This window comes from Aureibaculum sp. 2308TA14-22 (assembly GCF_040538665.1).
GTDB lineage: Bacteria > Bacteroidota > Bacteroidia > Flavobacteriales > Flavobacteriaceae > Aureibaculum.
Window position 1 is genome coordinate 1,112,787 of record NZ_JBEWXT010000001.1, and the last position, 12,439, is coordinate 1,125,225.

At 32.4% G+C, this 12,439-nt stretch carries 11 protein-coding genes; 6 read left to right on the top strand and 5 right to left on the bottom strand.

Annotated features, from left to right (window positions below):
• The first annotated feature begins 11 nt into the window (after positions 1-11).
• From U5A88_RS04980 to U5A88_RS05005, 6 genes are all read left to right on the top strand, one after another.
• On the top strand, positions 12-1,133 hold the full coding sequence (locus U5A88_RS04980) for a DEAD/DEAH box helicase (protein WP_354204306.1): 1,122 nt from the start codon (positions 12-14) through the stop codon (positions 1,131-1,133).
• Between the two features lie 98 nt (positions 1,134-1,231).
• On the top strand, positions 1,232-1,645 hold the full coding sequence (locus U5A88_RS04985) for a 3D domain-containing protein (protein WP_354204308.1): 414 nt from the start codon (positions 1,232-1,234) through the stop codon (positions 1,643-1,645).
• Between the two features lie 58 nt (positions 1,646-1,703).
• The gene (locus U5A88_RS04990; protein WP_354204310.1) at positions 1,704-2,189 is read left to right on the top strand and encodes an RNA polymerase sigma factor; all 486 of its coding nucleotides are present in this window, start codon (positions 1,704-1,706) and stop codon (positions 2,187-2,189) included.
• Between the two features lies 1 nt (position 2,190).
• Positions 2,191-2,799 (top strand): hypothetical protein, encoded by a 609-nt coding sequence (locus tag U5A88_RS04995; RefSeq protein ID WP_354204312.1) that lies wholly within the window; start codon positions 2,191-2,193, stop codon positions 2,797-2,799.
• Positions 2,800-3,117: 318 nt separating this feature from the next.
• Positions 3,118-3,774: a peptidoglycan recognition protein family protein gene (locus tag U5A88_RS05000; RefSeq protein WP_354204314.1), complete on the top strand. Its 657-nt coding sequence runs from the start codon at positions 3,118-3,120 to the stop codon at positions 3,772-3,774.
• A gap of 4 nt (positions 3,775-3,778) precedes the next feature.
• Positions 3,779-5,248, top strand: coding sequence for a M14 family zinc carboxypeptidase (locus U5A88_RS05005; RefSeq protein WP_354204315.1), 1,470 nt, complete (start codon positions 3,779-3,781; stop codon positions 5,246-5,248).
• A gap of 6 nt (positions 5,249-5,254) precedes the next feature.
• Here U5A88_RS05005 and U5A88_RS05010 read toward each other — a convergent pair whose 3' ends face one another.
• The 5 genes from U5A88_RS05010 to aroC form a co-directional block, all read right to left on the bottom strand.
• Entirely contained in the window at positions 5,255-5,800 is a 546-nt protein-coding gene (locus U5A88_RS05010; protein ID WP_354204317.1) for a YfiT family bacillithiol transferase, read from the bottom strand.
• Positions 5,801-5,910: 110 nt separating this feature from the next.
• Positions 5,911-6,843, bottom strand: coding sequence for a peptidylprolyl isomerase (locus tag U5A88_RS05015; RefSeq protein ID WP_354204322.1), 933 nt, complete (start codon positions 6,841-6,843; stop codon positions 5,911-5,913).
• 65 nt (positions 6,844-6,908) lie between these two features.
• Positions 6,909-10,070: a S41 family peptidase gene (locus tag U5A88_RS05020; RefSeq protein WP_354204324.1), complete on the bottom strand. Its 3,162-nt coding sequence runs from the start codon at positions 10,068-10,070 to the stop codon at positions 6,909-6,911.
• Positions 10,071-10,202: 132 nt separating this feature from the next.
• Positions 10,203-11,276, bottom strand: coding sequence for a PA0069 family radical SAM protein (locus U5A88_RS05025; RefSeq protein ID WP_354208138.1), 1,074 nt, complete (start codon positions 11,274-11,276; stop codon positions 10,203-10,205).
• Between the two features lie 56 nt (positions 11,277-11,332).
• The gene (aroC, locus tag U5A88_RS05030) at positions 11,333-12,394 is read right to left on the bottom strand and encodes a chorismate synthase (protein ID WP_354204325.1); all 1,062 of its coding nucleotides are present in this window, start codon (positions 12,392-12,394) and stop codon (positions 11,333-11,335) included.
• Between the last annotated feature and the right edge of the window lie 45 nt (positions 12,395-12,439).

The window sequence follows — 12,439 nt, forward strand, 5'->3', positions numbered from 1 at the left end:
CATATAGATATATGTTAACCTTTTCTGATTTAAGTATTCAATCTACATATGTAAAATCCTTGAAAGAGTTAGGGATAATTACCCCTACTGAAATTCAAGAAAAAGCAATACCTGCTCTTTTAAACTCTCAAACAGATTTTATCGGATTGGCACAAACAGGTACAGGTAAAACCGCTGCTTACGGTTTACCCATTTTGCATTCTATTGACGCTGCTAAGAATGATATTCAAGCCTTAATTTTGGCTCCAACAAGAGAACTGGTTCAGCAGATACAAAAGCAGTTGTTCAAATTCACCAAATACAATTCAGCTAAACTATTTGCTGAAGGTATTTATGGTGGTGAAAAGATAGATATTCAATTAAAAAGAGTTCAACGTACTACACATATTGTGGTTGCTACTCCAGGTAGATTGATAGATTTTATTGAAAGAGGCGAGATTGATTTAAAAAATATTAAAACCTTGGTATTAGACGAGGCTGATGAGATGTTGAGTATGGGTTTTAAGAATGATTTAAATACCATACTACAACACACAAGCGGTAAGCGAAATACATGGTTGTTTTCCGCAACTATGCCAGATGAAATCCAAAAGATTATAAAAAAATATATGTCGCCCAAGGCAATACGCATAGCCGTAAACGAGAATAATTTAGTGAATGCAAATATTGACCATCAATATCTAATAACCAATATCAAGAAAAAAACAGATATTTTAATTCGGTTTTTAGAAAGTAAACCTGAGGAGAGAGGGATTATTTTTTGTAGGACAAAAGCTGGTACACAAAACCTTACCCGTATACTTAAGGATGAAGGTTTCTCAGTAGGAGCTTTAGAAGGCGATATGCAACAAAGAGATCGTGATAAGGTAATGCGGGCCTTTAAAAATGAAAGTCTGCAAGTGCTTGTTTCAACCGATGTATCGGCTCGTGGTATTGATGTAAGCGATTTAACTTTTGTAATACACCATCAATTACCAGAACAATTGGAATATTATACACATAGGAGTGGAAGAACTGCCAGAGCAGGAAAAAAAGGTGTTTCCATAGCCTTGATTTTGCCAAGCGAGGTTCAGCAAATCCATGCCATTCAAAAGGCTTTAGGTATAAAATTTACAGAAGCTTTCACATCATAATGGTATTAGTTTAATCATTTCTAAAATAGCGTATTTCGCTCATTCAGATAATTTTTTGTAATTTTCATTCATCATAGCTAATGATGAACAAGACTTTCATGCAAAAAAACAGCTACATCTTAATAGTTCTTTTTTTATTAATTTCCTGTAAGGACAAAATAGAAGATCCTTATACTTGGAAAACAATTAAAGTTACTGCTACGGCTTATAATTCAACAAGAGCTCAAACAGACGGAAGCCCACAATTAACCGCATGGGGCGATAGTCTAAAACCTGGGATGCCATATATTGCTGTTTCTAGAGATTTACTCAGAATGGGGCTAAAGCACAATACACCCGTAAAAATTGAGGGATTGAATGGTATCTATCTTGTTAAAGATAAAATGCACTACCGTTGGCGAAAAAAAATAGATATCTACATGGGTAAAGATATTAAAGCAGCTAGAGCCTGGGGGCGAAAAAAATTAGAAATCCAATATGGTGTTATTGATACTACTAAAATAAAAAAATAATCATTTTTTGTGATTTTTTTCTTTCTTCTTACACTAATAGGTTGTAATTAATTTTTGAATGACCAAAGAACAAGAATTTACTGAAGTTATTAAGAAGAATCAGGGCATTATTTTTAAAGTATCATCTGTTTACACGAATAGTACTGAAGACCAAAAAGACCTTTATCAAGAAATTGTATATCAATTATGGAAATCTTTTAAAACGTTTAAAGGAACTTCAAAAATAAGTACGTGGCTTTATAGAGTAGCTCTAAATACTTCGATAACATTTTTAAAAAAAGAAAAAAGAGATGGGGTAAAAGTGCCCATTGAGCAAATACTTACATATAAATCAGATGAAAGTGACACAATTTTAGAGGACAGAATTAAATCATTATATCAGCAAATTAAAAAACTAAACATTATAGAAAAAGGAATCGTCTTACTTTATCTAGAAGGGAAAAGTTATGATGCGATAGCCGAAATATCTGGCTTTACCAAAACAAATATTGGTACACGCTTATCTAGAATTAAAGAAAAACTAAAAACACAAATTTTAAAGTAATATGGAACTGGAAGAAATGAAATTGCACTGGACTAATTTATCTAAAGAAGTAGAACAACAAAAAATACTAACCGATAATATAATTATGGAAATGACAAAAGAACGTTACATATCAAAACTGAGTAAAATAGCTGTTCCTGAAACTATTGGAGCAATAATTTGTTTTGCTTTTGCATTCTTTATTATGATTAATATAACCAAATTGGAACCATGGTATTTAATGGCTTGCGGTGTTTTTACAATTACTTATCTTATTGCGTTACCAATTTTGTCTTTACAAACCATTTATAAGATGAAAAATATTACTAATAATACAGAACGGAATTTTAAAGAAACACTACTAAATTATGCCAAGTATAAAAAACGCTCTTTATTGATACAAAAATCCAGTATCTTTTTTAGCCTTCTATTGTTGGTTACCTCATTGCCAGTATCTGGAAAAATTTTAAGTAATAAAAACCTTTTTATGCAAAATAACATTTGGTATTGGTATATACCTTTAATGGTTATTTTTCTATTCTTTTTTTATAAATGGGGGCTGAAATGTTATTCTAATATTACCAATTCCGCTGAAAGCTTATTGAAAGACTTAGAAAAAAATTCAAGATAGTATCTCTTGCAAGTTAATTTTATTAAATTGATTTTCATGCGATTAAACTAAAAAGATAAGATTGTCAATAAATAAATAGGTTTTCAGGGTAGGGTTTTTTGGATGAATATTGTTTTATATATGAATAACAAAAAAATATTAATCATAATTATAAAAACACATAAATTATTTTGATTAATAGAATAAAGGGGTAAAACTGTCTTAGCACATTAGTGAGTTGAGACAGTTTTTTTTTGCCAATTATTTAATTTTTTAATGTTCCATTAATAATATAAACTTTAGTATTTTTGAAAAGTGGAAAGTAGGACAATTTTTTTATTGAGAAATAGTATTATATCAATTGGTTTTGTAGCCTTTTTTTCTTGCAAGCCAACTCATAAAATTATTGACAAGCCTATAGTTTTTGATAAAGAAAGAAAAGACCTTACGCTTGAGTATCTTTCTCTACGTTATGGTTTAGAGCAAGAATTACCAACAATTGACCCTAAAATAATTGTGTTGCATTGGACAGCTATTCCTACACTGCAAAAATCTTATGACGCTTTTGAAAAACCAATGTTGCCAAATTGGCGTTCCGAACTAGTAAATATCAGTGGATTGAATGTTTCTTCGCAATTTTTAGTAGATCAAGATGGTACCATTTACCGTTTAATGGCTGAAACAACTATGGCAAGACATGTAATTGGATTAAACCATGCGGCAATTGGCATAGAAAATGTTGGAGGTACTAAAGATACTCCGCTTACCAAAGCCCAACTGAAGTCTAACATATGGCTGGTTGAATATTTGGCAAAAAAGTATACTGTCCAATACTTAATTGGGCATTACGAATATACCAACTTTGAAGATCATCCACTATGGTTGGAAGTAGATGATGGTTATAGAACTAAAAAAACAGATCCCGGAAAAGATTTTTTAAATAAAGTTAAGAAAGCAACTAAAGGTTTAAATTTTAAACCAACCCCTAAAAAATAGATTAATGAAAGCAAAAATAGTTTTACTGTTATTTACCCTCTTATTTACCCAATTTACATCGGCTCAAACTAATGACATGACCAGTAGTCTTTATAATACTTACAATAAGTTTAAGGAGACAAGTTTGGACAAACGTAGAATAAAGCACGATAATATAAAACCTTTAATTGAGAATTATCGTAAAAATTCAAAATTCAAAGTGAATAAAGTAGGGCAATCTATAGAAGGTAGAGATCTAAATTTAATAAGCATTGGCAGTGGTAAGGTAAATGTTTTTTTATGGTCGCAAATGCATGGTGATGAACCAACAGCAACACAAGCTATTTTTGATATTTTAAATTTTTTAGATAGTGATGATTTCTCTAAAGAAAAAAAGAAAATATTAAAAAAATTGACCTTACACTTTTTACCCATGTTAAACCCAGATGGTGCAGAGAAATTTACCAGAAGAAATGCCTTAGGTATTGATATTAATAGAGATGCATTACGATTACAATCTCCAGAAGGGCAAACTTTAAAACGTGTTAGAGATAGTTTAAATGCAGAGTTTGGGTTTAATTTACACGATCAGAGTACCTATTATAATGCCGAAAGGACAGATAAACCAGCTACAATATCTTATTTGGCACCAGCTTATAATTACGAAAAGGAAATCAATGAAGTTAGGGGTAATGCGATGAAAGTTATTGTGTTTATGAACAATATCATTCAAAAATATGCACCAGGTCAGGTAGGTCGTTATAATGATGATTTTGAACCTAGAGCCTTTGGCGATAATATAACTAAATGGGGTACTAGTGGTATTTTAATTGAATCTGGAGGCTACCCTGATGATGTGGAAAAACAAGAAATCAGAAAGTTAAATTATGTTTCAATACTTTCGGCAATTTATACTATTGCAAATGAGGATTATAAAGATATACCTATTGAAGATTATAATAAAATTCCAGAAAATGATCGCAAGCTTTTTGATTTGAAAATTAAAAATGTGACTTATGAACTTATGGGTAAAAAATATAAAATAGATTTAGGAATAAATAGAGGAGAGGTTGATAATAAAGAAAATACAGATTTTTATAATGTAGGTAGGATTATAGACCAAGGTGATTTATCTACGTATTATGGTTATGAAACTTTTGATGCCGAAGACTATAAAATTGTAGCGGGAAAATTGTATCCATCTATGATAGCCTCTACTACAAGTTATGGTAGGTTAAATGCATTATCAATGTTAAAAAAAGGATATGCTTTTGTAAAAATGGCTAAACTGCCTGATGGAACAAACCATACAAACAAACCCATAACAATCTTAAAAGTTACAAAAGCCACGCCCAAGCTAAACGTAAAAGTAGGTGTAAACCCAACATTTTTGTTAGAAAAGAACGGAAAAATAGAGTATGCTGTGGTCAATGGTTTTTTAATAGACCTTAATGGTAAAAACGAAAACTTTAAAAATGGATTGATTTACAGGTAGTCCTTCTTAATTCCAGCCCATTCTTTTTTTCAACCCATCAATATGTGCATAATGATGCACTGAATGCCAAGCATAAATTCCAATATTTTCAGCTAAAGACACTTCTTTGTTGTCATCGGGGTGAATAAAAGTATGTTGTAATTCGTTAGCACATAATCCTTTTAAAAAATACACCCATTTTTCATGTAAAGCTTTTATTGAATTTAATGAGAGTTGGATAGGAGCCGACTTTGAATCTCTAAGTTCTGCCCAGCGATCTTCAAAATAAGGTTTAATAACAGGTTTTACTTCTGTTAATGCCCATTTAAAACGCGTATAACTATTGTGATGGCTGTCTGCCAAATGATGCACAACTTGCCTAGCAGTCCAACCTTCAGGCCTATAAGGTGTGTCTAGCTGATTATCAGTAAGATCGATAACCAATTTGGTAAGCTGTTCAGGAAAATCTTCAAGTATTTTTATCCAATCGGTAATATGTTGCGAAGTGATTGGGTTGGGTATGTTGGCTTTACCTATGGGATATTTTAAAATATCCAAATCTGTTACTTCCATAGCAATATTTAATTTTAGGTAGCAACAACGTAGAGCAAATATAAAGAAATTATTCCATAAAAAAGGCTCTTTTTTTAAGAGCCTTTTTTAAATGTCATTAAGAAATGGACTTATTTTACATTCATCAATTCCACATCGAAAATTAACGGAGCATTTGGTGGTATTACTCCTCCGGCACCTCTGGAGCCATAAGCTAATTCTGAAGGGATTACCATACGTGCTTTGTCTCCAACTTGTAATAGTTGAATACCTTCGTCCCAGCCTGGGATAACTTGACCAACACCAATGGCAAAATCAATAGGTTCGTTACGTTTGTAGGATGAATCGAAAACGGTACCATCCAACAATTGCCCTTTATAATGCACAGATACCATTGCACCTTTGGTTGCATTTTTACCATTACCTTTTTCTAGGATTTTATATCTAAGTCCGCTGTCCGTTTTTTCAAAACCTTCAGAAACATCACTCAATATTTTTTCTTGTCTTTCTTTTTCTTCCGCTTCACGTTTAGCTCTAGAACCTTCAAAAGTTCTAAATGCTTCAATAGCATTGAAATTTTCAGCATCACTACCAACTTTAACAATTTCTATACTTTCTATCTTATCACCTTGAGCTATACTATCCACAATATCCTGACCTTCGGTTACTTCTCCAAATACAGTATGTTTGTTGTCTAACCAAGGAGTTGGCACATGCGTTATAAAAAACTGGCTACCATTAGTTGCCGGACCAGAATTTGCCATTGATAAAACTCCAGGTTTATCATGCTTTAAATCGGGGTGAAACTCATCATCAAAACTATAGCCTGGATTACCTGTACCTGTTCCTTGGGGGCAACCGCCCTGAATCATAAAGTCTGGAATTACCCTATGAAATTTTAAACCGTCATAATATGGTTTTCCTTGAGGGAGTACCTTGTTTTCAAGATTACCTTCTGCTAATGCGACAAAATTACCTACAGTTCCTGGTGTTTTGTCATAAGTTAAATTAACTAGTATTTCGCCTTTACTGGTGCTGAATTTTGCGTATAATCCGTCTTTCATTTTTAGTGTTTAGAATTAGCCGCAAATATAGGTTGCTTTTAAAAGAAATAAAAGCCATATACTTGTTAATTTAACTCTTTTAAAATAATCTCAATCGCTTTATCTAATTGTGGTTGATTTCCATTTAATCTATCCTTAAAACTTTCGCCAATATAAACATCAGGGCTAACACCCTCACTTTCTAAATTTTTACCGTCTAGAGTGTAGCATCCCCAAGAAGGTAAACGATAGAAAGATCCGTCAACTAAAGATTTCCCTGTTGTAAAAATTATCCATCTGTAAGTTTCAGTTCCTACAATTGTACCTAAGCCTAACTCCTTAAATCCATTGGCTGTCATTTCGGCATCAGATAATGATTGTTCGTTTATAAGTAGTACAATGGGTTTGTTTCCATAATTAAAATTAGATTGCCCAGTTAGTTTCCCTTCTCTATATTTCCATTTTAAGTATGTTTTTTGTTGTAAGAAATTCAAAACACCATCATGTACATTACCACCAGTATTATATCGTAAATCTAGAATTAGAGCTTGTTTTTCAGCCTCACTACTTACCAAATCTTCTTTAAATTTTCTGAGTTCTCCCCCTCCCATATTTTTCATGTGTACATAGGCAATTTTATTTTTTGATTTCTTATCGACATATTCTTGGTTTGCATCTTGCCATTCGTCATAAATTAAATTTCGAACATTACCGCTAGATGTTGAATGCACATTCACGTTATGTTCAATACCTTTACGTTTAAAAGTTAAGGTAATTTCATCCTGAAATGAGGGTACTGAAAAATATTTTTCTCTATTTAGTTTATGGTTAACTCTTGTGCCGTTTACAGCAACTAATTCGTCTCCAATTTTAATATTTTTATTTTTAACGTCTGTAGGGCTTTGTTTAATAATTCTATCGACGATATACGGATTGTTATTATCAAATAAAAGACCAGTAGCTAGCGTGCGAGTACCATGGAAAATATCCTCCTCTTTGCCATTAGAATTAAATCCAAAATGCGAAGTATTTAACTCACCTAACATATCATTAAAAATTAATCTTAAATTACTTCTACTAGAAACATAAGGTAAATATTGGGCATATTGGTCGCGTAATTTTTGCCAGTTTTGACCATGAAAGTTTTCATCATAAAAATTTTCTTCCATACCTGCCCATGCTTCGTGAAACATTTGGATAAATTCTTTTACCAACGATTTGTTGAATTTAAATGAGGTTTCAATTTTTTTAAGTTTATTAGATTCAGTATTAAGTGTAGAAATAGCACCATCAAATAGGATGTAATTATTTTTGGTTGAAGAGACTATTTGATAGCCAAAAACTCTTTTATCACTTACACGTTCGGTCTTGTTTTTTTCAAAAGGTTCAATGGTGGTTTTCCAAAGTTGATTTTTACCTTCGCTGTGGTTAGAGAGATAAAAAATATAAGTTTTATCATCTTTTGTTAAAACTGTAATATTTCCTTGCTGTCCAAAAGATGGGCTGATCTGTGTAAGTCGCTCCATTATTCCATCCGGTTTAATGCTAACACTAGGTTTTTCAACTTTTTCTTTTTCTCCTTTTTTGTCTTTACCTTTCTTGTTTTCAGATTCTTCCTTTTTCTTTTCTTCAAATAATTTATCAATTTTATCTAATTTGAATGGAGCCTCAAAATTGTCCAAAGCCATTTGATAAATTTTGGAATTAGTAGTGCCAAAAGGATAACTTGGGTTTGTTTTATCAGAAGAAAAATAAATATATTTCCCATCAGGAGACCATACCGGATCAGATTCGGAAACTTTGGTATTTGTTAGGTTGGTACTCTTCTTTGTCGCAATTTCATACGTAAATATGTCCGATTCAAAATCGCGATACGCATTGTAAACAATGTGTTTATCATCTGGAGAAAAATAAGGATTACTGTTATAAAACCCCCATAATTCATCACTTACGATAGTGTTCGTTTTAAGGTTAGTTAAATCAATAAGAACAATATCATTTCGTCCGCTAATATAAACACCTTTAGAACGGTCGCTATTGAAAGTGACTTGCCTATTGTTTTTATTAGTATTGGTAATTTGTTTTGGGTTAGAATTGTTATCGGCATTAATAGTAAACCAATTGTAATATCCTTTAACGGATTGAGAGTAAAGTAGTGTTTTATTGTTTTTTAGCCATTTTACTTCTTGCACAGCTTCCGTAGGGTCAGTTTTTATCTCTTTAACAAATTTTCCTTTAGTATCAGAAATGAATAACCTTCCTCTAGAAACAAACGCTAATTTTTTATCGTCAGGTGACACATCAAAATAACTAATTTTCCCAGTTGTTTGAAAGCTTTGCTCTTTAGCCAACGTATTATTTTTAAAAACATTAATTAATGGTTTGTTGGTCTTGCCCGTTTTTACATCATATACATGAATTTGATAATCCTTTCTAAAGACTATTTTTTCACCATTGGCACTAACTTTAGGCCACATAATTGAGGCAGAAAAACTGGTCAACTGTTTTTTATTACCATTTTCAAAAGTATATAAGTTATATTCATCATTTGCTTGGTCTGATTTAAAATAGATTGTCCCATTTTTATCAAAAGTTGCACCAAAATCCTTACCTCTGTAGGTAGTATGTTTTTTAAACTCTTTAGTTTTTGTATTGTAAGACTTAATATCGGGATTATAATCACCTTTATACCTTTTTCTATGTGCAAAGCGTCCACTTTCCCAAGACTCATTAAAATAGATTTCATCATTAAGTGGATTTTCAACTACATTATGAATAGTATTAAAATAATGGCCAAATAGACGTTTTGGCGTGCCTCCATTCTTATTGATACTAAAAGTGGTCACGGAATTAAGTCGTCCAGAAGTAAAATAGATTGTAGAGCTGTCCCAGCTCCATGAAGAAACATTATCACCTCTTTCATGAAAAGTAAGTTGTGTTATTTCACCACCAGCAAGTGGCATAATATAAACATCGTTATTACCAAATTGATTGCTTGAAAATGCCAACCACATTCCATCAGGAGAAACGCTGGGATTGGTTTCATTACCTTGCATAGCCGTAAGTCGTTCGGCATTTCCACCTTTGGTCGGCACTTTCCAAAGGTCACTTTCATAACTGAAAATAATATACTTAGCATCAGGAGTTAAAGTAGGGCCAAGGGTAAAATAAGTTTGGTTTTGTTGTGCGTTAAACTGATTAGTAATCAAAAGTACAGCGATAGTCAGTAATAGTTTTAAGAGCTTCATAATTGTAAGGTTGGATTTAAAACCTTAAAATTACCAATTTATAATAGAATTTTATAAATTAACTCAGAAAACTCTTCACAACAGTTTCAAGATTTTAATCAATTAAAATTCAAATTTGATAAATTATTTTTCTTAAAAAAGCCTTAATTGAGGGCTTTTATTTTTAGCATAAATAGAATAATCTAAAGGAGGTAACGAATTTGAACTCAAAAACATTTTTTTAGCTAACCTGAATTGTAGGTTAACTTGTTCGGCAATTTTGCCTTCTCCCCGCATTCGAGTGCCAAAACGACTGTCGTTAAGCTGACCTCCATGACAATCAGCAATTTGATTGAGTATTTTGTCTGCTCTATCCGGTAATGTTTTTCTGACCCAGTCCGTAAAAATTTCACCAATAGCACCGTTTAGTCTAACAATAGTATATGCGGCGGATTTTGCACCCAGTTCGCTTACTTTTTTTACTAAATCAAAAATTTCATGACTGTTGATTGCTGGTATTATAGGAGCCATCATCACGTTAACAGGAACATTGTTTTTTGATAAAATTTCCACTATTTTTAATCTTTTATGTATTGATGCGGTTCTGGGTTCAAGTATTCTTCTGGTCTTTTCTTGTAATGAAGTTATAGAAATACTAACATGCAAAAGATTTAAAGCAGTTAATTCAGTAAGTATATCTAAATCTCTTAAAATCAAAGTATTTTTTGTAATTATACTTACAGGGTGCTTATATTTTAAAAAGACTTTTAGAATGTTTCTGGTTAGCTCTAATTTTTTTTCAATAGGTTGGTAACAATCGGTATTGCCAGAAAGCATTATATTTTGAGCTTTCCAATTTTTGCTTTTTAATTTTTGCTCTAATAATTCTGCTGTATTCTTTTTGTATAATATTTTCCGTTCAAAATCTAGTCCGGCACTATAGCCCCAATATTCGTGTGTATTTCTGGCATAACAGTAAATACATCCGTGTTCACAACCTTGGTAGGGATTCATAGAGTAAGCCAAACCAATATCTGTACTGGTAACTTTGTTTAAAATGGTTTTTGGAAAGATTTCTAAATATTGAGTTTTATTGTTGTCAGGACTTTCGTTTTCCTTTAAACAATAATTTAAAAAGTCACTTTCAATAACTTTTTGATGCTGCAAAAAGCGATTGTCAGTGTTTAATTGTGCTCCTCTACCTTTTATGTAATTTAGATTTTCGATGCCTAAAGTTACGTCAGATTTTTTGACTATTTAGGCTTTGTTGATAAGAAAAAATGTTAAAGTTTTCTTGCTCTGTCTAGCAAAAAAAAGTCAACCAAAACCATTGCGGTTAGAGCCTCAACAATAGGCACTGCTCTCGGTACCACGCATGGATCATGTCTACCTTTACCTTGCACGTTTACTGCATTGCCATCAGCATCAATAGTATCATATTTTTGGAGCAATGTGGCCACGGGTTTAAAAGCCACATTAAAATAGATATCCATACCATTGGAAATACCACCTTGAATTCCACCAGAAAGATTTGTTTTGGTAGTTCCGTCTGTATTAAATGCATCGTTGTGTTCGGAGCCTTTTAGTTTTGTACCTTCAAAACCACTGCCGTATTCAAAACCTTTTACGGCATTTATGGTAAGCATTGCTTGGCCCAATCTGGCATGTAATTTATCAAAAATAGGTTCTCCAAAACCTAAGGGTACATTTTGGGCAACACAGGTAATTGTTCCGCCAATAGTATCGCCTTGTTTTTTTATTTTTTTTATATGATCTATCATTTTGGTTGCCGTATCTGTATCGGGGCAACGTACTGCATTTGATTCCGTTTTTGACAAATCTAATTTTTGATACGATTTATTTATAGCAATTGACCCTACAGAATTAGTAAACGCATTGATTTTTATGTCTTTTAAAATTTGCTTAGCAATGGCTCCGGCTACGATCCAGTTTGCGGTTTCACGAGCAGATGAACGTCCACCGCCTTTAAAATCACGTAAACCATATTTTTTGGTATAGGTATAATCGGCATGAGAGGGCCTAAACGTATTTTTGATATCAGAATAATCTTTCGATTTTTGATTGGTATTTTTAATTAAAAAACCGATAGAAGTACCTGTGGTCTTGCCTTCAAAAATTCCTGACAAAAACTCAACTTGGTCAGGCTCTTTACGTTGGGTAACAATAGCCGATTGTCCTGGTTTACGGCGGTCTAATTCGTTTTGAATAGCGTCAAAATCTAGTTCAATTGCGGCGGGACAACCATCAATAATACCACCGATTGCCACACCATGCGATTCACCAAATGTAGTTAGTTTAAATAATTTTCCGATTGAATTACTCATAGCACAAAAGTAGCAAAGATTTTGAGTAAATTTTATGAAATTTTA

Excerpts from the sequence above, each read along its gene's own strand:
- U5A88_RS04980 (WP_354204306.1), top strand. The coding sequence starts at position 12 with ATGTTAACCTTTTCTGATTTAAGTATTCAATCTACATATGTAAAATCC.
- U5A88_RS04985 (WP_354204308.1), top strand. The coding sequence starts at position 1,232 with ATGCAAAAAAACAGCTACATCTTAATAGTTCTTTTTTTATTAATTTCC.
- U5A88_RS04990 (WP_354204310.1), top strand. The coding sequence starts at position 1,704 with ATGACCAAAGAACAAGAATTTACTGAAGTTATTAAGAAGAATCAGGGC.
- U5A88_RS04995 (WP_354204312.1), top strand. The coding sequence starts at position 2,191 with ATGGAACTGGAAGAAATGAAATTGCACTGGACTAATTTATCTAAAGAA.
- U5A88_RS05005 (WP_354204315.1), top strand. The coding sequence starts at position 3,779 with ATGAAAGCAAAAATAGTTTTACTGTTATTTACCCTCTTATTTACCCAA.
- U5A88_RS05010 (WP_354204317.1), bottom strand. The coding sequence starts at position 5,800 with ATGGAAGTAACAGATTTGGATATTTTAAAATATCCCATAGGTAAAGCC.
- U5A88_RS05015 (WP_354204322.1), bottom strand. The coding sequence starts at position 6,843 with ATGAAAGACGGATTATACGCAAAATTCAGCACCAGTAAAGGCGAAATA.
- U5A88_RS05020 (WP_354204324.1), bottom strand. The coding sequence starts at position 10,070 with ATGAAGCTCTTAAAACTATTACTGACTATCGCTGTACTTTTGATTACT.
- aroC (WP_354204325.1), bottom strand. The coding sequence starts at position 12,394 with ATGAGTAATTCAATCGGAAAATTATTTAAACTAACTACATTTGGTGAA.